We start from the raw sequence: 22,500 nt of genomic DNA, 5'->3' as shown, positions 1-22,500 counted from the left end.
AACGCAAGGAAACGACGCCCGCGAGAACCGAAGGCTAACTAATGGCCTTCCCCGAGACCTTGTCGAACAGGTGCGTTCGCTCCAGATCAAGAGCGACGTCTATCAAGCGATCCGGCGCCGCAGCGACACCGACCGGCATCTGAGCCGTGAACGGAAATGCGCCTACGGTTCCAATCACGAGCGTATGCGGCCCGAGCGGCTCCACGTCCTTCACCATCAAGCGGACGGATGAGCCCATCGGCGCATCTTGCCGGAGCACATGGTCGGGCCGCACGCCGAGCACAACCGGCTTGCCGACGCTCCCTGCATAGGCCGCCTCGCGGGACTTCGGCAATCTTAACGACGTCCCCGACGGCTCGGTGAAGACCAGCGCGCCATCACGCGCGGCAATCTCGCCATGGATGAAATTCATGCTGGGTGCGCCCATGAAGCCCGCGACGAAGAGATTGCTGGGCTTCTCGTAGATCGTGATCGGATCGGCCGCCTGCTCGATCCGGCCGCGATTCATCACCACGACACGATCCGCCATGGTCATCGCCTCGACTTGATCGTGCGTGACATAGACGATTGTCTTGGCGAGACGGCGATGCAGCGCCTTGATCTCGGTCCGCATCTCGATGCGGAGCTTGGCGTCGAGGTTCGACAACGGCTCGTCGAACAGAAACACGTCCGGGCTGCGCACGATGGCACGGCCGATCGCAACGCGCTGGCGCTGCCCGCCGGAGAGTTGCTTGGGCCTGCGGTCCAGATATTGCTCGAGGTCGAGAACACGCGCCACGTCCTGGACTGCTTTTGCGATGCCGGCGCGCGAGTCGCCCCGCACTTTCATGCCGTAGCCGATGTTCTCCCCGACCGTCATATGCGGGTAGAGCGCATAGTTCTGGAACACCATCGCACAATTGCGCAAGCCCGGACGCAGCTGCGTCACGTCGCGGTTGCCGATGCGGATGTTTCCGCTGGTGACCGCCTCCAGCCCTGCAATCATGCGCAACGTCGTGGTCTTGCCGCAGCCGGACGGGCCGACAAGCACGACGAACTCCTCGTCGGCGACGTTCAGATCGAGCCCCTCGATGATCTTGTAGGGCCCATATGCCTTGCTGACGTTTTCGATCTCGACGTGCGCCATGGATTCCTTTTTCCGTCCCTCATATCGACGGCCAACAAAGCCCGGATGATGCTGACGCATCATCCGGGGAAGTCTCAGCGGAGGTCAGTTCTTCAGTTAGTTCTTGGGCGGAAGGCCCATCGCCGCGCGATAGGCTGCCAGTTGCTTCGCGCGGCCGAACTCGTCGGTCAGGCGATTCCATTCCTTCGCGACCGCGTCCAGTGCGGCCTGCGGCGTGGTCTGGCCGGCCAACGCCTTGCCGAGCTCGATCTCCACAACCTCGGTGTAGGAGAAATAGCCGGGCAAACGCATGTCGAGCGCGACGTTCTTGCCGTTAATAGAGTCGGCCTGGGCGCCGAGATATTCCTTGGCCTCCTGCGGCGAGAAGATCTTGCTCCACAACTCCAGATTCGCGGTGTGCGACTTGCGGTATGGGTTGACACCCGTACCGCCGGTAATCGCGGCTTGGCCAGAGACTTCGGGGCTTGTCAGCGTCTTGACGAAATCCCATGCCGCCTGCTGGTTCTTGCCCACCTTCGGCACGGCAATCTGCCAGCCGCCGAACGCCATGAAGGGTGCCGGCAGCACTGCCGGGAACTTGTCCCACTTCTTGGTCTTGGCGTTCCAGATCTCGTCAGAGCCGGGCAGCACCGCGGAGCCCACCTTGCCGGAGATCTTCGACTGCTTGGGATCGGCGGCGATCACGCCGGTATCGCCCCAACCGATCGACTCGGCCACCTGGCCGCCGGCCACGGCGGCATTGACCTCGCCGAACGAGAAGTTCAGCGCATTGGGCGGGCCAAGCTTGGAAGCGCGGATGTACTCTTCCAGTCCCTTCACCCAGCCCGGATTATTGATCTGGGCGTCCATCGTTTCGGGGTCGAAGAACATCGCACCCGGATAGTTCGGGTTGTTGGTGTAGGCCGCCGCGTGGCTGAAGAAGAACCAGAACTGCTGGCCGCCGCGGCGGAACGCTTCCGCCGTGCCCCAGAGACCCTTGTCGGGGCGCTGGAAGAACTCCGCGATATCGAGATATTGCTTCCAGGTCTTTGGCGGCGCCAGGTCGTAGCCGTACTTGGCCTTGAAGGCGTCCTTCTCCTTGGGATCGCTGAACAGGTCGGTGCGATAGGTGTAGGTGTGAACGTCACCGTCCATCGACTGCGAATAGATCTTGCCTTCCCACACCATCAGGCGCTCGCGATAGGCCGGCTCGACATCGTCCCAATCCTTGCCGGACTGCATCTCTTTCGGCATCTCGCTGAGATAGGAGACGAAGTCGGGCAGCCAGGCCGGCGCAAAGCTGACCAGATCGAACGTCGCGTCCGATCCCGTCAGCGATGTAACAATCTTCGGGTAGAGCTCCGACCACGGAAACTCGACCACATTGACCTTGCCGCAGGTCTTCTTGGTCCATTCGTCCGCGCCGAGCTTGAGCGCGGAGGCGATATACGGTCCGGTCTGCGACGCCACCGTCAGGGTGACGCCGGAGTAATCCGGACTACAGGCAGCGTTCGCCTGGCTCGCAACGCAAGCCATCGCGAGCGAGGTGGTCAGCATCAGAAACGTCCGTCGCAACATCGTCCAGTCCTCCCTAGATGAGTTTTTGCTATTTGATTGCCCCGAGCAGCAGGCCCGACCGCATCATGCGACTGAGCAGGCCTGCCATGATCATCATCGGAATGATGGCGACGAGCGCCGCGGCCGAGATCGCCCACCATTCGTCGCCGCGCTGGCTGTTCTGTCCCGCCACCAGGATCGGCAGCGTCTGCCATCTGGAATTGGTCAGGAACAGAGCGAACAAGAACTCGTTCCAGACGAAGGCCAGCGTGATCATGAAGGTCGCCAGCAGTCCATTCATCGACATCGGCACCACGATGCCGAGGAAGATGCGCCAGCTCGGCACGTTGTCGACCATCGCGGCTTCCTCGACCTCGATCGGGATGGCCTCGAAGAAGTCGCGCATCAGCCAGACCACGATCGGCAACGAGAATGCGACGTAACACAGCGTCAGGCCGACATAGCTGTCGATGAGCTGGAAGCCGAGCCGGCCGATTTCGCTGTAGAGCAGATACAACGCGAAAGCCGTGACGATCGGCGGAAACATGCGCTGGCTGACGAACCAGAACAGGATGTCCTCATTGCCGAGGATCGGCCCCGGCAGCGGCAGGCGGTTGGCCAGGATGGCAGCGGCAAGCGCGATCGGGAACGCCAGCAGCAGCGCCTGCGCGCGGGTGAATCCGAGCGAATTGTTGAACAGCAGATAACCGCCGAGCGCGAGCAGGAAGAAGATCAGGCCCGCGCCGAAGCGCACCTTGAACTCGAACCGTACCAGCGCATAGGCCGCCATCGCGCCGATGGCAGTCGCGATCGCCGCGGCCGACAGGCCGACGATTGTCGAGTTCAGGAATGTCCGGAAAAACTCGCCCCGGATACCCTGATAAAGATCAATGAAGGGCTGCAGGGTCGGCGTGAAATCGACGAACGGAATATAGGTCGGGCCGCCGACCACGCCCGGCGGGGTCTTGAACGCCGTCACCACCACCCAATAGAGCGGAAACGCCGTGATCAGACACCACGCGAAGACACCGGCCGCGACAAGGCGGCGGCTCCAGCTCGACAGTCCGGTAAGGCCCTGCCCGCTCATCGACGCTTCTCCAGATGCGGGCGCAGCAGCGCCAGATAGGTCACGCCGATGATCGTGATCGCGATCAGGAACAGGAAGCTGAGCGCCGAGGTGTAGCCGAGGTTGAACTTCTTGAAGCCCTCCTGATAGGCAAACAGCGTCAGCGTCTCGGTGTCCACGCCCGGCCCGCCGCCCGTCATCACGAAGACGGTGTCCATGATCTTGTAGCTCTCGATCAGGCGGATGAAGACGACCGCCGCGGAGATCGGCAGCATCATCGGAAAGGTGATGCCCCAGAACTGCTGCCAGGCGCTGGCGTTCTCGAGCTCCGCCGCCTCGTAGACATCCTCGGGGAGCGTTTGCAGGCCGGCCAGCATCATCAGGATGACGAACGGGGTCCATTGCCAGATCTCAACCGCGATGATGCAGGCGAGCGCCCAATGGCCGTTGGTGAGGAATGGCAGGTTCGAGAGGCCAAACATGGACAGGAACTGGTTGAGCGGACCCATGGTCGGATTGAAGATCATGCGGGCAACAAGGGCGACCGCAACCGGGGCCAGCAGCATGGGCAGCAGCAAGGCCACGCGAAACAGCCGCTCCCCCGGAACGCGCGCGTTCAGCGCGAGTGCAACGCCAAACCCGATCACATATTGCAACCCGACGGCGATGAACGCGATCAGCGTCGTCGTGAAGATCGCATTCCAGAAGCGCGGCTCCTGCAAGAGCGTCGCATAGTTACCGAACCACACGACCCGCGGCGGGATCGGCGGTATCAGACGATAGCTGAGGAAGCTCGTGGTGAACGAGTAGATCAGTGGAAAGATCGAGATCGCCAGCACGACGAGCACCGCCGGCCAGATGAAGACATGCTTGATCGGATCGTTCCGCATCATGAGCAGATCATCGCTTCAACAGGGCTTCGATCTCGGCACGCCGCGGCATGGCAGGCGCAGTTCCCGCGCGCGTCACGGAAATCCCGGCCGTGGCCGAACCGAAGCGCGCCGCGTCCAGTGGATCGGCGCCACCCGCAAGCGCTGCTGCGAAGCCGCCGACGAACGCATCGCCCGCACCCGCGGTTTCGACCACCTTGCCGGCGGCGAACGGCGGCACGTGCAACGAGCGATCTCGCCCGTGGAACAGCGCCCCGCGTTCGCCGAGCGTGATCAGCGCAGTCCCCGCGCCCTTGGCCAGCAACGCATCTCCGGCGCGGCGGGCGCCGTCAAGATCGCTCACCGCGATCCCGGTCAGTGCTTCGGCCTCGGTCTCGTTGGGAACGACGTAGTCGCACAAGGCAAACAGGCCATCGTCGAATTTGAGCGCAGGAGCCGGGTTGAATACGGTGATGCTGCCCGCGGCGCGCGCGATCTCGAGACCGCGCTGCGCAGCCGCGACCGGTTGCTCGAGCTGGGTCACGAAGACGCGGCTGGTCCGGATCGCATCCGCCGCCGCATCGACGTCGGCGGGGCTAAGACCGTCGGCCGCTCCGCTCACCACGATGATCGCGTTGTCGCCGCGCGTCTCGTGGACATAGATGAAGGCAGCGCCGGTCGGTGCATCCGCAGCCCTGGCGACGCGCGGTTTGATGCCTTCGGCTTCCCAGGTCTTGATGGCGAGATCACCGAAGGCGTCACGACCGATCCGGGAAATGAAGGTCACGTCCGCGCCCGCGCGTGCGGCGGCCACGGCCTGGTTCGATCCCTTGCCGCCCGGTCCCATGGCAAATCCTGAGCCTGCGATGGTTTCGCCGATCGCAGGCATGTTGCCGGCCCGGAAGGCCAGATCGACGACGAAGATGCCGAGCACTGCGACGCCAGTCTTGCTCATGGTCGTTACTCTCCGTCCGGCGCGATGACGCCCTTGGAGAACAGGAAGCAGCCGTAGAAGCGCCGCTCACCGGTGGCGATCACGCAGTAGGCTGCCTTGGCCTTCTCATAAAAGGCATGGCGCTCGACCCCGACCAGCGGCCAGGAGCGTCCCTCGGCGCGGTCGATCGCGGCCTGCACCTCGCGCTGCACCGGCGGCACCTCCTGCGGCTGGCCGACGATCTCCATGCGGATCGCGGCATCGTCCACGAACGTATCGAGCGGCATCACCGAGAGGATGGCCTCGATCGCCTTGGCCGTGCTGACGTTGTCGATGCGAAGCAGCTCGCCGAACACGGTCTGGCGCGCGATCGAGTCGGCCGGGAAATTGGTGTCGCACACCACGAGGCGGTCGCCGTGCCCCATTGCGCGCAAGGCATACAGCACGTCGGCATTGAGCAGTGGATTGATGCCCTTGAGCATGTTGCGTCCCTCTCTTGTCTTCAAATCCTCCGAACTCTGACGGTCCGGATGCCAACCCATATCACCACGAGGTGACGTCTTTAATCCCCGTAGGGAATCCAGATGTTCTTCACCTGCACCGCATGGCGGAGCAGGATTGGACCTTCGCTCGCCGCCCTGTCGTACCAATCGAGCGCCAGGCCGTGGTCGACCAGCGTGCGCTTGAGGTTGCCGACCGACAGCCGCTCCGCGGCCGTCGAGGCCTCCTGCGAGCCGAACACCCAGAGCCCATCGACGTCGTCGTGCTCGGCAAGGACCTTTGCCAGCGCATCGCGCTCGCCGGTGACGATGTTGACGACGCCTGCCGGCACGTCCGACGTCTCCAGCACCTGATAGAAATCGGTCGCGGCAAGCGGATGCCGTTCGCTCGGCACAGTGACGACACGGTTGCCCATCGCAATCAACGGTGCCACCAGGCTGATGAAGCCGAGCAACGGGGCCTCGTCCGGGCAGGCCACCCCGACCACGCCGATCGGCTCATGCATGGCCAGCGCCACGCCGCGCAACGGCGGTGCGTGGATCGTACCCTCGTATTTGTCGGCCCAGGCCCCATAGCTGAACAGCCGTTCGATACTCGCCTCGACCTCCGCGCGCGCCTTTGCGGGCGAGACGCCGGTCATATCGCCGATGCGCCGGGTGAACTCATCGCCGCGTGCGGACAGATTCTCGGCAAGGTAGTAGAGGATTTGGGCGCGATTATGCGCCGTCGCCCGCGCCCAGCCCTCGGCGGAGCGCGCGGCCGCCACCGCATTACGGATGTCCTTGCGATTGCCTTCGCCGGCTTCGCCGAGGTGCCGCCCTTTCGGCGACAGCACCGCGCGCGAATAATTTCCATCGGGGCGGACTTGCTTGCCGCCAACGAAAAGCTTGGCGGTTCGGTCGATCGACGGCGTGCCAAACCCGGCACCCTCGGTCGAGGCTTCAGGGGATGGCGCCAGCTTGGCTCGCGCTTTCCGCCCACTCCACGCCTTCGGCTTGAGATATTCGGTGAGGCCCTCCCGGCCGCCCTCGCGCCCGAACCCGGACTCGCGGTAGCCGCCGAAGCCGACGCTGGCGTCGAACAAATTGGTCGCGTTGACCCAGACCACGCCGGCCTGAAGCTTTGGCGCGATGTCGAGCGCGAGCCCGATGGTTTCGCTCCACACGCTGGCGGCAAGGCCATAACGCGTGTTGTTGGCGAGCATCACCGCCTCATCGGGCGTGCGGAAGGTCATCGCGACCAGCACGGGGCCGAAGATCTCTTCGATCGCCACGGTCGAGGACGGATGCACATTCCAGAGCAAGGTCGGGGGATAGAAGCAGCCTTCAGCGGGGATCGCCCCCGGCGCCTGATACTTCTCGGCGCCCTCCTTGACGCCGGTTTCGACCAGCGCCTTGATCCGCTCGAGCTGCACCGGCGCGACCACCGCGCCCATGTCGATCGCCTTGTCGAGCGGCGGACCAACACGCAGCGTCTCCATGCGGCGGATCAGGCGCTTGCGGAATGTCTCGGCGATGCCTTCCTGCAGCAGCAGCCGCGATCCGGCGCAACAGACCTGGCCCTGGTTGAACCAGATCGCATCGACCACGCCTTCGACAGCGCCATCGATATCGGCGTCGTCGAACACGATGAACGGCGACTTGCCGCCGAGCTCGAGCGTCAGCGACTTGCCACTGCCTGCGGTCGACTGACGGATCAACCGCCCGACCTCGGTCGATCCCGTGAAGGCGATCTTGTCGACATCAGGATTTTCGACCAGCAGCGCGCCAGTGGCGCCATCGCCCGTCACCACATTCAATACGCCGGGCGGCAGGCCGGCTTCCGCCGCGAGCTCGGCGAACAGCAGCGCAGTGAGCGAGGTGAATTCCGCCGGCTTCAGCACCACGGTGTTGCCGGTCGCCAGCGCCGGCGCGATCTTCCAGGCCAGCATCAGCAGCGGAAAGTTCCAAGGGATGATCTGGCCGATCACGCCGACCGGCACATGGTCGGCGAATTCGCGCTCCTGCAATTGCGCCCAGCCGGCGTGATACAGGAAGTGGCGCGCAGCGAGTGGCACGTCGAGATCGCGGGTTTCCCTGACCGGCTTGCCATTGTCGATCGCTTCCAGCACCGCGAACAGACGAGCATGACGTTGCAGCATGCGCGCCAGCGCATAAAGGTGACGGGCACGGCCGTGGCCACCGAGTTTCGCCCATTGCGGCTGCGCCGATCGCGCGGCACCGACGGCAGCCTCGACATCGGCTGCGATGCCTTGCGCGAGTTTGGCCAGCGTCTTTCCGGTGGCCGGCTCGATCGTCGTCAGATGCTTGCCCGACGCCGGCGCGGCAAATTTGCCCGCGATGAAATGCCCGAACGTCGCCTCGTGCCGTTTCAGCCAGGCGCGCGCCTCACCATCCGCCTCGGGAGCGGGACCATAATCCATGGTCTCGTAGTAATGTGCGATGCTCATGCTCAGCCCACGGGGTGACGGTTGAAGGCCGAGTAGCGGCCGGTAACGTGATGCTCAAGCTGGCGCTCGATGTCGGCGAGCAGGCTCGATGCGCCGACGCGAAACAGTTCCGGTTCGAGCCATTCGCGTCCCAACTCCTCCTTCATCAGGAACTGGTAGTTGAGCACGTCCTTCGCCGTCGAAATTCCGCCGGCCGGCTTGAAGCCGATCTTGAAGCCGGTGCGCTCCTCATAGACCCTGATCATGCGCAGCATCGCGAGCGTCACCGGCAGCGTGGCATTGACACCCTCCTTGCCGGTGGAGGTCTTGATGAAGTCGGCGCCGGCCATCATGCAGACCATCGACGCCTTTGCGACGTTGCGCAAAGTCTTGAGGTCGCCGGTCGCCAGGATTGTCTTGAGATGCGCATCGCCGCAGGCCGCGCGGAAGTCCCGGACCTCGGCGTAGAGAGCGCGCCAATCTCCGGTCAGCACGTGCTCACGGGTGATGACAATGTCGATCTCCTGCGCACCGTCCCTGACGGACGCCTCGATCTCCTTGAGCTTGAGATCGTGGGGTATGAGTCCCGCAGGAAATCCGGTCGAGACCGCCGCGACCGGGATGTCATATCCGTCGAGCGCTTCGACTGCGGTTGCGACGAAGCGGTGATAGACGCAGATCGCGCCGGTATGCAGCCCGCGCCCGGCAAAGCCGAGCGCCTCGAGCAGGTCGCTTCGCAACGGCGCCCTCGCCTTGGCGCAGAGGCGCTTTACGCGTTCGGCTGTATCGTCGCCGTTGAGTGTCGTCAGGTCGATGCAGGTGATCGCCTTCAGCAACCAAGCTGCCTGCGCGTCCTTCTTGACGGTGCGTCGTCCCGGCAGGCTCGCAACGCGGCGCTCGGCGGCGGACAGATTGATCCTGATCTCGTCGACCCAGTCCATCTCGAGCGCGCGGCCGCTGTTGCGCGCGATCGGATGCGGATGATTGTGATCCCGCGCATGGGGCTGCGCCGGCACCGCGGATGGATTCGATATCAAGACGCCCTGCGCCATCGGTACGCCCGTGCGATGCTAGCGAATCGGCTGAAACGGCAGATAGACTGAATGTGCCGATTGCAACATGCGACCCTCCCATCCCTTGCCCGCTGGAGCTTCTGCTGCCTGCCATCGCGGACAGCGAAACGCCCTTCGGACCAGATGTTATTATTGTAACAAATTGACGTTGCTAAACTCACATCATTGTAAGATCATTGTCAACCGGATAAGCAGGCTCGGTGACGAAAATGACTGAAACACCGGTTGCACGACCCAGTGAGACCCGCGTCCAGCGGTTGCAGCGGCTGCGTCGCGCCGTCGAGACGAGCGGCGCACTGCATCTGAAGGACGCCGCAGAGCTGCTGAAGGTGTCGGAGATGACGGTCAGGCGCGACCTTGCCGGACCCGAGGCGGCGCTCGCCCTGCTCGGCGGCTACGTCGTCAACGCGGCGTCGCCGACCGGGATCAAGTACACGTTCGAGCAGGAAATCGACCAGCACACCCAGGACAAGCGCCTCGCCTGCCGATCCGCAGCCGCCTCGATCAAGGAAGGCGACACCATCTTCATCGACTGCGGCACCACGATGCAGTCGCTGGCGGATTGCCTGCCTGAGGACATGCCGCTCTCGGTGATCTGCTATTCGCTGAACGTCGCCTCGATCGTCACCCACCGTCCGTCGACGCAGGTGATGCTGATGGGCGGGCTCTACCATCCGTCCTCGCAGTCGTTCTCGTCGGATGACGGCCTGTCCTATCTGCGGCGGCTCGGGGTCAACAAGGCGTTCGTCTCGGCCGGCGGCCTGCATTGGACCCGCGGCGCGAGCTGCTCGAATTTTCACGAAGTCGCCATCAAGCAGGCCGTCATTGCGACCGCGATGGAGAGCATCCTCGTGGTCGACGCCAGCAAGCTCGGCAGCCTCAAGCCGGCGTTCTTCTCCGACGTCAGCTCGTTCTCGCGGATCATCGTCGGTGGCTCCGTGTCGGCAGACACGCGCAAGCACTTCCGCAGCCTCCCCGTCGAATACGTCACCAGCGCAGCCTGATCCGGACGGGGGCTGGTTCGCCCGGATCAGGTCGGCCGGATCGATGCGCGGTCCCGCGGAACCGCGCATCGCTATTGCAGGCTAGTTGCAGGCGGGCTTCGCCTTGTTGCAGGCATCGGTCAGCTCGGCCGGCGGATCCTTCTTGAACACTGTCTTGTAGGACTCCAGCACATTCGACTGCGTCACCGGCAGGGACTGCACACCGACCCAGCCGGGCGTTTCCTTGCCCAGCAGCGCATTCATCATCGCCATCGCCTCGGCGACGCCCTGATCATAAGGACGCTGCGAGCCGGTCGCCTTCAACGGACCGCCCTTGGCGATCTCGATGGCCGATTGCAGGCCGAGGTCGACCGTCGTCATGGGAATATCGATGCCCTGGGCGCGCATCGAGCTCAGCGTATCGAGTGCCGGCTGATCCCACACCGCGTAGAGTCCCTTGACGTCCGGATTACCGGTCAGGAAGTCGCCCGCGATCTGCGAGACCTTCGGCGGATCGGTGAAGTCGACCTGCTTCATCTTGATGTCGGGCCGGTTCGCCTTCATCCACTCCCGCACGCCCTTGGTGCGCTCGTTGGTGCTGAAATAGTCGACACCGAAATTGACGAGACCGATGGTGCCGCCCTGCGGCATGCAGGACGCCAGGATCTGCGCCGCGATCTGACCGTTGCCCTGGCTGTCCGCCGAGACCATCGTCGCGTATTCCTCGGGATGCTTCAGGCCGGTCGGGATGCTGTCCATCAGCACGAGCTTGATGCCGGCCTTGGCGATCTTCTTGTAGGTCGGGGCGGTTGCGGTGAAATCGACCGGGATCGAGATGATGCCGTCCGGATGCTGCTGGATGGTGTTCTCGATATCGGCGATCTGCTTGTCCACCTGATATTCGGCGGATGCGACGCCCGTCACCGTCACGCCGTACTTCTTCAGCGTATCGGTGATGCCCTGGATCTGGAGCTGCGACCAGTCGAGGTTGACCGTCTGCATGGAGATGCCGACCTTGAAGTTCTTCTCCTTGATCTTCGCGGCATCCGCCTCCGACAGCGCGAGCACCTCGGGGGAAGCCGCCTTCTCGCCGTGGGGTCCCTGGCCGACGATCGACTTCGGCCCGAGCTTGGCGAGATCGACACCCTTGACGCAGGTCGCGGGCACTTCGGCGCGAGCCGACGGGATCACCGAGAGGGCGGCAGCGGCCACCAAGGCAGTCAAAGGCAAGGTCTGTCGCAAGATTGGCTTCATTGTTTCCTCCATTTTTTGGTCGCCGATTCACCGGAGGGCCAGCGACCTTGCCCCTACCCGCGCCTCGCAATGAACTTGTTGTTCATGCGCTGCGCCTGACTTCGACTAGCGTTTCGTGAAAGCAACCGCGGCAACGATGATCGCGCCCTTGATCACGAGTTGCATCGGCGAGCTCACGCCGAGCAGGACGAGACCGTTGTTGAGCGTTCCAATGATCAAGCTGCCGAACAGCGTTCCCAGAATGTAGCCGCGCCCGCCGAACAGGCTGCAACCGCCGAGGATCACAGCGGCGATGACGTCGAGCTCCATGCCCTGCACGACATCTGGCCGCGCGGCATGTGAACGCGCCGACAGCACCAGCGCCGCCAATCCAGCGAGCGTGCCGGTCAGAACAAAGGCCGCCGTCGTGATCCGTTTGGTGTTGATGCCGGAGTAGAGCGCCGCGGTCGGATTGCCGCCAACCGCATAAATGCGCCGGCCGAACACGTTATAATGCAGCAGCAGGATGCCGACGATCATTGCCGCCAATGTCCAGGCGATCGGAACCGGTATGCCGAGGAACGTGCCTTCGCCGAAGATCGCGAAATAGGTCTCGTTGGTGATGATGACAGGCTTGGTGTTGGTCACCATCATCGCCAGTCCCCGCGCCATGCTCAGCGAGCCGAGCGTCACAAGGAACGACGGGATCGACAGCTGCGTCGTCAGGATGCCGTTGATCAGCCCGACCAGCGCGCCGGTGCCGAGGCCGGCCACGGCACCCACGATCCAGCTGTTGTTGATTTGGCTCATCGCGAGCGCGGCCGCCATGCCCGATAGCGCCAACGTCGAGGCAACCGACAGATCGATCTGTCGCGCGATGATGATGAAGGTCATGCCGACCGCGATGATCGATACCAGCGTGGTCTGGCGCCCGATGTTCAGGAAATTGTCAACCGAGAGGAACCATGGCGATGACAGGCTGAACACGACCAGCAGGATCACGAAGGCGATGTACAGCATGTACGGCCGCTCGCCCCGCAGCAGATTCTGGAGAATCCTGCGGCGGCGATCGGATCGGGTCGACGCGGCGACCATGTTGGGAGCAGTCAGTTCGGTCATGCGGGAAGCTCTTGCAAGTGGCCTGGCCCGGAGGCCTGGTACATCTGGAGGAGATGATGCAGCTCTTCGGCATCATCGATCTCGCCGCGCGACAGCGTGCGCGCCACGCGGCCGTCGACGATCACGGAGATCCGGTCGCAGAGCTCGATCAATTCGACGAGGTCGGACGAGACGACCAGGACCCCGCTGCCGTCGCGGACGGCATTCCGGATCACGGCATAGATTTCCTCGCGTGCGCCGACGTCGACGCCGACCGTCGGTTCGTCCAGGAGCAGCACGCGCGGCCGCGGATCATTCCATTTTCCGAACACGACCTTTTGCTGGTTGCCGCCGGAGAGCGTCCTGACCAGGCTGAACGCGCCCGGCGCTTTCACCGAAAGCCTGGCAACCGCGGTTTCCGCGCGCTTCGCCGCAGCGCGTTGCTGCATCCAGCCCCAGCGCGAGAAATGGGGAATCCGCGGCAAGGTGACGTTGCGTTCGATCGAATGATCCAGGACCAGGCCCTGCACGTGCCGGTCTTCCGGCACCAGCGCGATACCCTGCTCGATCGCATCGGCGGGCCCTCCCGGCAGCCATCGCCGGCCCTCGATCTCGATCGCGCCGCTCTCGATCGGCCGGAGACCGAACACCGTCTCCAGAATCTCCGTGCGTCCGCTGCCGATCAATCCGGCGAGGCCGTGGATCTCACCCTTCAGCACGGACAGATCGACGGCGCGGAGCCGGTCGTTGGACACGTCCGACAACGCCAAAACCGACGACGGATCCACGTCGCGCTTCGCGACAGGTTCGGACCGCGGGCCCGTGGGCGCGGATCGATCGGTTCCGACGATTGCGTTCACCAGCCGCTTCATGTCGGTCTCGGCGGTCACAAACGTGCCCGCATTGGCGCCGTCACGCAGCACCGTGACGCGCTGCGAGATCTCGAACACCTCGTTGAGCCGATGGGTCACATAGATCACGCCGACGCCGCGACGCGTCGCCTTCCCGATCGCATCGAACAGAATCCGAACCTCGTCCGATGTCAGCGAGGAGGTCGGCTCATCGAGGATCAGAAGTCGGACCTCGCCCATCAAGGCCTTGGCGATCTCCGTCATCTGGCGATAGGCGAAAGGCAGCGAGCCGACAGTCGCTTTGGTATCCAAGGGAATGCCGAGCTCGTTGAGAAACGCCTCGGCCCTCGCCATCAGCGCGCGCTGGCGGACAAAGCCTAACGCCGCGCGTGGCTCACGGCCGAGCAACAGATTGTCCGCGACGCTCAGGGATTCGACGAGGCTGAGGTCCTGATAGACGACGGCGATCCCCGCCTCGCGCGACTTCGCCGGGCTGTCGAATTCCACCGGCCTGCCGGCGATCTCGATCGTGCCGCTGTCGAGGGCATGCACACCACTGAGGATCTTGATCAGCGTGGATTTTCCCGCGCCGTTCTCGCCCAGCAGCGCATGTACCTCGCCGGCACGGACCTCGAGGTTGACGTCGCGTAGCGCCCGCACGCCGCCAAAGCGCTTGTTGATGCCACTGACCATCACAAGCGAGGTCGACGTCCCTGGCTCTGCTGTACCCGAACCGGACAATTCCAAACTTTCCTCCCGTCGCCCTGCGAGACGCTGGTACGATGGTGACATATTGTTATTTTTGCAACTTATCTTGTTATAATTCTATCACCTCGGGCGGCCTGTCAATGGCCGATCGCGTGTTGTCGCCGGCTGAATTGAGCGCTGGCTCCGATCGGCCCTCGGGCGCTCCCAGGCGGCGACCTCGGCCGCCACCTCAATGACTTCGGTTTGCCGGATCGATCGTGCACGTGCTGGTTGCGGTTACCCCAAGCGACCGAGCGCAGAGCAGCATCTTGATCGCGGCGGGTCGCCGAGACCACGCGCTGCCGCGACTGCATGAACGATGGGCGATGATGCTGATCACGACGTCGGTGCGCGACGTTGCACCGCGGAACGATTTGCGACGCACCATTCAAAATGAGACTGCCTGTTAAGCCGCGCAGGGCTCCGAGGCGTGCGCCGTATCCGAGTTCGGTTAGCCTCCACCTCAAGAACCGTTGGTCTTGCAAAACCGTCGCACCGCGCGACGGACGCGCGAGAGCGCGGTGAAAAACAGCGACAAGAACGTCCCAGGGAGGAGAGCAATGTTGAAAGGCAGTCTAGGACTGATCGCGTTGAGCAGCCTGTTGTTGTCGGGCACGGCCTTCGCGCAGGAGAAGATCAAGGTCGGCGTCACCGCGACGCTCGAAGGCACCTACACCGTGCTCGGCGAGGACGGCATCCGCGGCTTCCAGACCGCACTCAACGTGCTCGGCAAGAAGGTCGGCGACAAGGAACTCGAATTCGTCATCGCCTCGACCGACGCGACGCCCGATTCCGCGGTCCGCGCGGTGCGAAAGCTGATCGAGCAGGACAAGGTGCAGATCCTGCTGTCGCCGCTGTCAGGCGACGAGGGCATCGCGGTCAAGAATTTTGCCAAGACCCATCCGGAGCTGACCTTCATCAACGCAGCCTCCGGCGCCCAGGAAACGACCTATGTCGATCCGGCCCCGAATTTCTTCCGCTACAATATGGACGGCGCGCAGTGGCAGGTCGGCCTCGGCAAATATGCTTATGACGAAAAGAAGTATCGCAAGATCGCAACCGTCGGCGAGGACTATTCCTTCATCTACACCCAGGTGTTCGGCCTCGTGCTCGAATTCTGCGGCGCCGGCGGACAGGTCACCAACCGGCAATGGGTGCCACTCGGCACCAAGGATTTTGCCTCGGTCATCGCCGCGCTGCCCGACGACGTCGACGCGATCTATCTCGGCCTCGGCGGCGCCGACGCCGTCAACTTCCTCAACCAGTACCAGCAGGCGGGCGGCAAGGCCCATCTGATGGGCGGCTCGATCATGATCGACCAGACCATTTTGTCGTCCAAGGGCAACGCCAAGAACGCCCTGGTCGGCACGCTGGCCGCGAGCGGTCAGGCCGATACCTGGGAGGATCCGGGTTGGCAGAAGTTCGTGAAGGACTACCAGGACGCCTTCCCGCCGAACAAGCGGTTCCCGAGTCCGTCGCTGCTCGCCACCAATTATTACGGCTCGACCATGGCGCTGATCCTGGCGCTGCGTCAGGTCAACGGCGATCTCAGCGACAACCAGTCCAAGTACAAGGCCGCGCTGGCGAAGATCGAGCTCGATGCGCCCAACGGCAAGATCAAGCTCGATGCCAACCGTCAGGCGATCGGCACCAACTTCGTCACCGAAGTCGTCGACGACGGCAAGGGCGCGCTGTTCTCGAAGGTCGTGAAGGTGATCCCGAACGTGAACCAGACGCTGGGCTACGACCCCGCCGTGTTCGCCAAGATCGGCTTGCCAAGCCGTACAGTACCGGAATGTAAGAAGTACTGACGTAGTCGCATCAGCGACGCCATGACTGATCGGGGAGAGATTTGCAAAGAGCGCGACACGTGCGCCCTTGCATTCTCTCCCCGGTTGTTGAACGCTATCAAAAAAGACAAAAGCTTCCGGGAGAGAAGGCATGAGCCGGGCGCTCGCCGTCTTCCACGGCCGCTTCGGCCGGGCGACGGTCTATCAGTTGAACCGCCCCTTCAACATCCACGCACATCGCGAAGGTCACTTGATCTTCCATGTCGGGGGCCGTCCCGCATGCATCGATGTCAACGATGGACGTTACGAGCTCACGGAAGGTTCCGTGGTCGCAGTCAATCCATGGGAGCCGCACAATTTCCTCCCCTCCGATCTCGACGGCGGCGCCGTCTTCTTCGTGCTCTATGTCAATGCGGAGTGGTTCGCGCCCGATGCGCCCGGCGCCGACCGCCTGCGCTTCGGACGCACCCAGTTCGCGCGATCGGTCGCGCTGGACAAGCATATCCGGCACGCAGCCGCCCTTGTGTGCGGCGCACCCTCGCTGAATAGCCTCGATGGCGAGCTGAGAAGCCTGATCGACATCTGCTACGACGAAAGCTGGCAGCAGGCCGAGCTTACGCGGGATCCGCGCGCGAATGGTTCCGTCACCGATTTTCGCGTTCGCAAGTGCATCAAGATGATGTCGGAGAGCCCCGGCGCCGAGATCGAGCTCGATACCATCGCGCGCGAATCCGGCCTGTCGCGACCGCATTTCTACCGGCTGTTCCGCACCCAGACCGGCGTTACCCCTCACCTCTATCTCAACACGCTGATGATGGAGCAGGCGCTGGAGGCGCTGGTGGCGAGCGAAGCGCCGATCGCCGATATCGGCTTCGATCTCGGCTTCTCCTCGCAGAGCGGGTTCACCCGTTTCTTCGCCGCCAATGTCGGGATGGCGCCGACCGATTATCGCCGCGCGGCCAAGGTTTTGCGCGGCTGACGAACGCGCGAAAAGATACTCACGATCAAATGCCCTCCCGTGCGTCCCATTAGGATGTGCAGAACGCGATCCCGACAAGAGGATCGCGGTCGATAGGGAGCGCATGTTCATGGCAGGGCTTGCGGCCGGCAACGGTCTGCGTGCCCCCTCACCTCGCTTGAACGCAGAGGGTTGGAGGGACGTGACGATGGAGCGGCGATCATGACCCGCTTTGTCGAACGCCATCCTGCATGGGCGCTGATTGTCATCATCGCCGTCGCAGTCGCGCTGTGGCTGATCTTCGCCGTATGGCCCCCGGGGCTCGAAGAGGCGATCGGCCGCAAGCGCGTGTTCCTCAACGCGGTCTTCAACGGCATCACGCTCGGCGGTCTCTATTTCCTCGTCGCCAGCGGCTTCACGCTGATCTTCGGCCTGATGCGCAACGTCAACCTCGCGCACGGCTCGCTCTATCTGTTCGGCGGCTATGTCGGCTACGCCATCAGCGCCTCGACCGGCTCCTGGATCCTGTCCTTCATCGTCGCCTTCATCCTGACGGCGCTGGTCGGCGTCCTGCTTCAGGTCCTGGTGTTCCGCCGCATGGAGGGCCAGGATTTGCGCCAGACCATGGTGACGATCGGGCTTTCGATCGTATTCGCCGATCTCATGCTGTGGGCCTGCGGCGGCGACTTCTATCAGATCCAGACCCCGAACTGGCTGATCGGCCCCATCGAGCTGCCACTGATCACCGCGGTGAAATCCTCGGGCGAACCGGTCTATCTGCGCTATCCGCTGGTGCGGCTTGTGATCTTCCTGGCCTCCGTGATCATCGGCATCGCGATGTGGCTCGCGCTCAACCGCACCCGGATCGGCATGATCATCCGCGCCGGTGTCGACGATCGTGACATCCTTGCCGCGACTGGCGTGCGCATCCAGATCGTCTTTGTGCTGGTCTTCGCGCTCGGCGCCGGGCTTGCCGGCATCGCAGGCGTCGTGGGCGGCACCTTCCAGTCACTCTCCCCCGGTGAGGACATCCGTTTCCTGCTCGCATCCCTCGTGGTCGTGATCGTCGGCGGCATGGGCTCGATACCAGGTGCCGCGCTCGGCGCGCTGATCATCGGCCTCGCCGAGCAACTCGGCTCGGTCTACATCCCGACCTATGCCATCGTCGTGACGTTCCTAATCATGGTGCTGGTGCTGGCGCTTCGGCCGCAGGGCCTGCTCGCGAGGCGCTGACATGTCCGTCACCCACGATGCCCGCGTCAAGATTCACAAGCCCGCAGCGACGGCGCAGCGCCCGGCTGTACGCGGCTGGCCCGACGTCAACAATCCCGCGGCCTGGATCGTGGCGGTCATCCTCCTGATCATGCCGCTGATCGCCAACGGCTTCTTCCTGATCGAGATCTTTGCGACGACGCTGATCCTCGGCACCATCGCGCTCAGCTTGATGTTCCTGGCCGGCTATGGCGGCATGGTCAGCCTGATGCAGCTCACCATCGCAGGCTTCTGCGCCTACATGGTCGCGGTGTTCGGCACCAGCGACAACGCCAATATCAGCCTGGGCTGGCCGTGGTGGCTGGCGGTACCGATGGCGCTGACACTCGCAACCATCTTCGGCACGCTCGGCGGCGCACTCGCGGTACGCACCGAGGGCATCTACACCATCATGATCACGCTCGCGATCGGTGCAGCCTTCCACTATTTCACCAACCAGAACTGGGCGATCTTCAACGGCCACACCGGCATCAACAACGTCGGGACGCCGCGCTTCTGGGGCGTCAACTGGCGCGCCGACATCCCCTTCTATTACATCGTGCTTGCAGTCGCCGCGCTCTGCTATTTTGCGGTCGACTACATCTCCCGGGCGCCGTTCGGGCTCGCGCTCCAGGGCGTGCGCGACAATCCGCGCCGCATGGCCGCGCTCGGCTTCAACGTCAATGCCCACCGCGTCGCCGCTTATGCGGTCGCGTCCTTCATCGCCGGGCTCGCGGGCGTGCTCCAGGTCTGGAATTATCGCCAGATCTCGCCCGGCTCGGTCAGTGTCGGCGCCTGCATCGATATCCTCATCATTGCCGTCGTCGGCGGCATCACCCGGCCGGTCGGCCCCTACATCGGTGCACTGGTGTTCGTGCTCCTGCGCACATTCGCGCTGGATTTCCTGGTCAAGATCGGACTCGACGGCAACCGTTTCCGGCTGCTGATCGGACTTGGCTTCCTCGCCATCGTGTTCTGGTCGTCAGATGGCGTGATCGGCCTGTGGCAACGCTGGCGCCAGAGCCAACGTCCCTCGTCAGATCGCCCGGGCGGAGGGCGCGGCCATGGATAGCGTCGCCCAGCGCCTCTCCGCCGTCGGCGCCGGTGCCGCCCTCGAGCTCCGCGGTGTCACCCGGCTGTTCGGCGCGCTGGCGGCGCTGACCGACGTCACCATCACCGTGCGGCCCGGCGAGCGGCGCGCCGTGCTCGGCTCCAACGGCGCCGGCAAGACCACGCTGTTCAACTGCATCACCGGCGACTTTCCGCCGACATCGGGCACGATCCGCTTCTTCGGCGAGGACGTGACGCACTTCCCGCCCTATGAACGTATCCGCCGCGGGTTGCGGCGGACTTATCAGATCTCCGCGCTGTTCCCCGGCCTCACGGTGCAGGACAATGTCTACCTCGCCTGCCGTGGCGTCTCGCGCGGACGGTTCTCGTTCCTGCGTCCCGGCCAGAACGATGCGCTGATGCACGCGGCCGACGGTCTCGTGCAGGCCGTGCACCTCGCCGCGGTGAAGGATCAGCGCGTCGCCGAGCTCGCACATGGCCAGCAGCGCCAGCTCGAGATCGCGCTGGCGCTCGCCGGCGCGCCGCGCTTCGTGCTGTTCGACGAGCCTGCCGCGGGTCTCTCACCGGCTGAGCGGGCCGAGCTGGTCGAGATCCTGACCTCGCTGCCGGCGCATATCGGCTACATCATCATCGAGCACGACATGGACGTGGCGCTGCGCGTCGTCGAGAGCGTCACGATGATGCACAACGGCCGCATCTTCAAGGAAGGCGTGCCGGAGGAGATCCAGTCCGACCCCGAGGTGCAAGAGCTTTATCTCGGAGGCGGCCATGAATGAGGTCCGCCGCTCCGCCGCAGCGCTCGAGGTCCGAGGCCTCGACGTCTATTACGGCCATTCACACGCGCTGCAGGGCGTCGACCTTTCGCTTGACACCGGCGTCTTCTCGGTCGTCGGCCGCAACGGCATGGGCAAGACCACGCTGTGCAAGGCGATCATGGGCCTGGTGCCGGTCAGCGGCGGCTCGATCCGCGTCCGCGGCGAGGACATCACGCGGCGGCCACCCGCGCATATCGCGCGGCTCGGCGTCGGCTATGTGCCGCAGGGTCGGCGGCTCTGGCGTTCGCTGAGCGTCGACGAACATCTGCGGCTCGCCGGCGGCATACGCTCCGGCGCCTGGACCGTCGAGCGCATCTACGACACGTTTCCGCGGCTCGCCGAGCGCAAGGACCATGGCGGCGGCCAACTCTCCGGAGGCGAGCAGCAGATGCTCGCAATCTCGCGTGCGCTGCTGACCAATCCGCAGTTGCTGATCATGGACGAGCCGACCGAAGGGCTTGCGCCCGTCATCGTCGCCCAGGTCGAGGAAATGCTGCTGCAGCTCGGCGAGGACGGCGACATGTCCGTGCTCGTGATCGAGCAGAACATCGGCGTCGCCACCGCGGTCTCGCGCAATGTCGCGATCATGGTCAACGGCCGCATCAACCGCATCATCGACTCTGGCCGGCTGTCCGCCGATCGCGGGCTGCAGCAGCGCCTGCTCGGCGTCGGGCTCCACGCCGAGCTCGAACCCGACATCGATGGGTCCACCGCCGGCGGTGAAATGAAGCCGCTCCCGCAACCGACGCGTACCGGCGGACCGATCCGGATCTACATCTCCAATCCGACACCGCCGACACGGTGGTCGCAGCCGGTCCCGATCGGACGCATCGAGGCCGCTGCACGTACGCTCTCGACGCAGGTCGCGCGCCTCGACGAAACCGCACGGCGCAAGCGAGAGCCGGTGACGGCGCAAACCTCCGGACCGCCGGTCGTGTTGGTCGTCGGCACGATCGACACCAAAGGCACGGAGTTGCGCTTCATCCGCGACATCATTGCCGAAAGCGGCCTGCGCACACGTCTCGTCGACGTCTCCACCAGCGGCAAGCATGCAACCTGCGATGTCTCCGCGCAGGAAATCGCGCTGAACCACGGCCGCGGCGGCTCGGCCGTGTTCGGCCCGGACCGCGGTGCTGCAGTCACCGCAATGGCCGACGCGTTCGCCAACTGGATCAAGCGGCAGGGCAATGTTGCCGGCGTGATTTCCGCCGGCGGCTCGGGTGCAGCATCACTGGTCGCGCCGGGCATGCGCACCCTCCCCGTCGGCGTGCCAAAACTGATCATCTCCTCGGTCGCCTCCGGCGACGTCGCGCCCTATGTCGGCCCTGCCGACATCACCATGATGTACTCGGTCACCGACGTGCAGGGCCTCAATTCGATCTCGCGCGCGGTGCTGTCGAATGGCGCCAATGCGATCACCGGCATGGTCAAGGCCCGGCTCGATCAGCGCGAGGCCAAGGAGCGAGCGGCGAGCGCCGGACTGCCGTCAGTCGGAATCACCATGTTCGGCGTCACCACGCCGGCTGTGCAGAAGATCGCAGCCGATCTGCGCGACGACTTTGAATGCCTCGTCTTCCACGCCACCGGCGTCGGCGGCCGTTCGATGGAGAAGCTGGTCGACTCCGGCCAGATCGCCGGCGTCATCGATCTCACGACCACCGAGATCTGTGACCTCCTGATGGGCGGCGTATTTCCCGCGACGGAGGACCGCTTCGGTGCCGTCATTCGCAGCCGCCTGCCCTATGTCGGCTCGGTCGGCGCCCTCGACATGGTCAATTTCGGCGCCCCCGACACCATCCCCGAGCGCTATCGCGGCCGCAAATTCCACGTCCACAATCCGCAGGTGACCTTGATGCGGACGACAGTGGAGGAGAATGAGCGCATGGGCCGCTGGATCGGCGAACGGCTCAACCAGATGGACGGACCCGTGCGCTTCTTCCTGCCCGAGGGCGGCGTCTCCGCGCTCGATGCCCGCAGCCAGCCGTTTTGGGACCCAGAGGCCGACGCCGCCCTGTTCCGCGCGCTGGAGCGCACGGTACGTTCGACAGGCAACCGCCAACTGATCCGCGTCAAGCAGAACATCAACGATCCCGAGTTCGCCTCGACCATCACAGCTGCGTTCCGAACATTGTTCGGACGCGCCGGGGCGCGCCGGAGACTAGCGAGGTGA

Annotated in this window: 18 protein-coding genes; 7 read left to right on the top strand and 11 right to left on the bottom strand. The window is 64.2% G+C overall.

What is annotated here, in order from left to right; all coding sequences use genetic code 11:
* Positions 1-34 precede the first annotated feature (34 nt).
* The 8 genes from NLM31_RS16820 to deoC all read right to left on the bottom strand — a co-directional run bounded on the left by NLM31_RS16820 (position 35) and on the right by deoC (position 9,512).
* The gene (locus tag NLM31_RS16820) at positions 35-1,126 is read right to left on the bottom strand and encodes an ABC transporter ATP-binding protein (RefSeq protein ID WP_254130424.1); all 1,092 of its coding nucleotides are present in this window, start codon (positions 1,124-1,126) and stop codon (positions 35-37) included.
* Between the two features lie 96 nt (positions 1,127-1,222).
* Positions 1,223-2,662 carry an extracellular solute-binding protein gene (locus NLM31_RS16815; RefSeq protein WP_254196203.1) on the bottom strand — a complete coding sequence of 480 codons (1,440 nt, stop codon included), beginning with the start codon at positions 2,660-2,662 and terminating at the stop codon, positions 1,223-1,225.
* 49 nt (positions 2,663-2,711) lie between these two features.
* The gene (locus tag NLM31_RS16810) at positions 2,712-3,749 is read right to left on the bottom strand and encodes a carbohydrate ABC transporter permease (RefSeq protein ID WP_254192940.1); all 1,038 of its coding nucleotides are present in this window, start codon (positions 3,747-3,749) and stop codon (positions 2,712-2,714) included.
* On the bottom strand, positions 3,746-4,621 hold the full coding sequence (locus NLM31_RS16805; RefSeq protein ID WP_254130421.1) for a carbohydrate ABC transporter permease: 876 nt from the start codon (positions 4,619-4,621) through the stop codon (positions 3,746-3,748). Before NLM31_RS16805 ends, NLM31_RS16810 begins: the two co-directional genes overlap by 4 nt.
* Before the next feature lie 7 nt (positions 4,622-4,628).
* Positions 4,629-5,552 (bottom strand): ribokinase, encoded by a 924-nt coding sequence (rbsK, locus tag NLM31_RS16800; RefSeq protein WP_254192939.1) that lies wholly within the window; start codon positions 5,550-5,552, stop codon positions 4,629-4,631.
* Between the two features lie 5 nt (positions 5,553-5,557).
* Entirely contained in the window at positions 5,558-6,013 is a 456-nt protein-coding gene (locus NLM31_RS16795; RefSeq protein ID WP_254130419.1) for an RbsD/FucU family protein, read from the bottom strand.
* An 80-nt stretch (positions 6,014-6,093) separates the two neighbouring features.
* Positions 6,094-8,481, bottom strand: coding sequence for an aldehyde dehydrogenase family protein (locus NLM31_RS16790; RefSeq protein WP_254192938.1), 2,388 nt, complete (start codon positions 8,479-8,481; stop codon positions 6,094-6,096).
* Between the two features lie 2 nt (positions 8,482-8,483).
* Positions 8,484-9,512 (bottom strand): deoxyribose-phosphate aldolase, encoded by a 1,029-nt coding sequence (gene deoC / locus NLM31_RS16785; protein ID WP_375167489.1) that lies wholly within the window; start codon positions 9,510-9,512, stop codon positions 8,484-8,486.
* 230 nt (positions 9,513-9,742) lie between these two features.
* Here deoC and NLM31_RS16780 point away from each other — a divergent pair, with 230 nt between their 5' ends.
* Positions 9,743-10,537 carry a DeoR/GlpR family DNA-binding transcription regulator gene (locus NLM31_RS16780; protein ID WP_254192937.1) on the top strand — a complete coding sequence of 265 codons (795 nt, stop codon included), beginning with the start codon at positions 9,743-9,745 and terminating at the stop codon, positions 10,535-10,537.
* Positions 10,538-10,618: 81 nt separating this feature from the next.
* On the opposite strand, the gene NLM31_RS16775 is transcribed toward NLM31_RS16780, so the two are convergent.
* The 3 genes from NLM31_RS16775 to NLM31_RS16765 form a co-directional block, all read right to left on the bottom strand.
* On the bottom strand, positions 10,619-11,770 hold the full coding sequence (locus NLM31_RS16775) for a substrate-binding domain-containing protein (RefSeq protein WP_254192936.1): 1,152 nt from the start codon (positions 11,768-11,770) through the stop codon (positions 10,619-10,621).
* 105 nt (positions 11,771-11,875) lie between these two features.
* Positions 11,876-12,868 carry an ABC transporter permease gene (locus tag NLM31_RS16770; RefSeq protein WP_254130415.1) on the bottom strand — a complete coding sequence of 331 codons (993 nt, stop codon included), beginning with the start codon at positions 12,866-12,868 and terminating at the stop codon, positions 11,876-11,878.
* Complete coding sequence (locus NLM31_RS16765; protein WP_254192935.1) at positions 12,865-14,445, bottom strand: sugar ABC transporter ATP-binding protein; 1,581 nt, start codon at positions 14,443-14,445, stop codon at positions 12,865-12,867. The genes NLM31_RS16770 and NLM31_RS16765 overlap by 4 nt, the downstream gene beginning before the upstream one ends.
* 560 nt (positions 14,446-15,005) lie before the next feature.
* Between NLM31_RS16765 and NLM31_RS16760 the strand changes: the two genes are divergently transcribed.
* The 6 genes from NLM31_RS16760 to NLM31_RS16735 all read left to right on the top strand — a co-directional run bounded on the left by NLM31_RS16760 (position 15,006) and on the right by NLM31_RS16735 (position 22,500).
* Entirely contained in the window at positions 15,006-16,256 is a 1,251-nt protein-coding gene (locus NLM31_RS16760; RefSeq protein ID WP_200468655.1) for an ABC transporter substrate-binding protein, read from the top strand.
* Between the two features lie 130 nt (positions 16,257-16,386).
* Positions 16,387-17,214 (top strand): AraC family transcriptional regulator, encoded by an 828-nt coding sequence (locus NLM31_RS16755; RefSeq protein ID WP_254192934.1) that lies wholly within the window; start codon positions 16,387-16,389, stop codon positions 17,212-17,214.
* Positions 17,215-17,415: 201 nt separating this feature from the next.
* A complete protein-coding gene (locus tag NLM31_RS16750) occupies positions 17,416-18,426 on the top strand; it encodes a branched-chain amino acid ABC transporter permease (RefSeq protein WP_254130413.1) in 1,011 nt (336 codons plus the stop codon).
* A 1-nt stretch (position 18,427) separates the two neighbouring features.
* Positions 18,428-19,516 (top strand): branched-chain amino acid ABC transporter permease, encoded by a 1,089-nt coding sequence (locus NLM31_RS16745; RefSeq protein ID WP_254192933.1) that lies wholly within the window; start codon positions 18,428-18,430, stop codon positions 19,514-19,516.
* Positions 19,509-20,291 (top strand): ABC transporter ATP-binding protein, encoded by a 783-nt coding sequence (locus NLM31_RS16740; RefSeq protein ID WP_254192932.1) that lies wholly within the window; start codon positions 19,509-19,511, stop codon positions 20,289-20,291. The genes NLM31_RS16745 and NLM31_RS16740 overlap by 8 nt, the downstream gene beginning before the upstream one ends.
* Positions 20,284-22,500, top strand: coding sequence for an ABC transporter permease (locus NLM31_RS16735; RefSeq protein WP_254192931.1), 2,217 nt, complete (start codon positions 20,284-20,286; stop codon positions 22,498-22,500). Before NLM31_RS16740 ends, NLM31_RS16735 begins: the two co-directional genes overlap by 8 nt.

Source organism: Bradyrhizobium sp. CCGUVB4N, from assembly GCF_024199945.1.
Lineage (GTDB): Bacteria > Pseudomonadota > Alphaproteobacteria > Rhizobiales > Xanthobacteraceae > Bradyrhizobium.
This window is presented reverse-complemented; position numbering and strand designations above follow the sequence as displayed.

Coding starts and splice junctions, on each gene's coding strand:
- NLM31_RS16790 (WP_254192938.1), bottom strand. CDS start 8,481: ATGAGCATCGCACATTACTACGAGACCATGGATTATGGTCCCGCTCCC.
- NLM31_RS16735 (WP_254192931.1), top strand. CDS start 20,284: ATGAATGAGGTCCGCCGCTCCGCCGCAGCGCTCGAGGTCCGAGGCCTC.
- NLM31_RS16780 (WP_254192937.1), top strand. CDS start 9,743: ATGACTGAAACACCGGTTGCACGACCCAGTGAGACCCGCGTCCAGCGG.
- NLM31_RS16770 (WP_254130415.1), bottom strand. CDS start 12,868: ATGACCGAACTGACTGCTCCCAACATGGTCGCCGCGTCGACCCGATCC.
- NLM31_RS16810 (WP_254192940.1), bottom strand. CDS start 3,749: ATGAGCGGGCAGGGCCTTACCGGACTGTCGAGCTGGAGCCGCCGCCTT.
- NLM31_RS16795 (WP_254130419.1), bottom strand. CDS start 6,013: ATGCTCAAGGGCATCAATCCACTGCTCAATGCCGACGTGCTGTATGCC.
- NLM31_RS16775 (WP_254192936.1), bottom strand. CDS start 11,770: ATGAAGCCAATCTTGCGACAGACCTTGCCTTTGACTGCCTTGGTGGCC.
- NLM31_RS16820 (WP_254130424.1), bottom strand. CDS start 1,126: ATGGCGCACGTCGAGATCGAAAACGTCAGCAAGGCATATGGGCCCTAC.
- NLM31_RS16740 (WP_254192932.1), top strand. CDS start 19,509: ATGGATAGCGTCGCCCAGCGCCTCTCCGCCGTCGGCGCCGGTGCCGCC.
- NLM31_RS16805 (WP_254130421.1), bottom strand. CDS start 4,621: ATGATGCGGAACGATCCGATCAAGCATGTCTTCATCTGGCCGGCGGTG.
- NLM31_RS16745 (WP_254192933.1), top strand. CDS start 18,428: ATGTCCGTCACCCACGATGCCCGCGTCAAGATTCACAAGCCCGCAGCG.
- NLM31_RS16750 (WP_254130413.1), top strand. CDS start 17,416: ATGACCCGCTTTGTCGAACGCCATCCTGCATGGGCGCTGATTGTCATC.
- NLM31_RS16815 (WP_254196203.1), bottom strand. CDS start 2,662: ATGCTGACCACCTCGCTCGCGATGGCTTGCGTTGCGAGCCAGGCGAAC.
- NLM31_RS16760 (WP_200468655.1), top strand. CDS start 15,006: ATGTTGAAAGGCAGTCTAGGACTGATCGCGTTGAGCAGCCTGTTGTTG.
- deoC (WP_375167489.1), bottom strand. CDS start 9,512: ATGGCGCAGGGCGTCTTGATATCGAATCCATCCGCGGTGCCGGCGCAG.
- NLM31_RS16755 (WP_254192934.1), top strand. CDS start 16,387: ATGAGCCGGGCGCTCGCCGTCTTCCACGGCCGCTTCGGCCGGGCGACG.
- rbsK (WP_254192939.1), bottom strand. CDS start 5,552: ATGAGCAAGACTGGCGTCGCAGTGCTCGGCATCTTCGTCGTCGATCTG.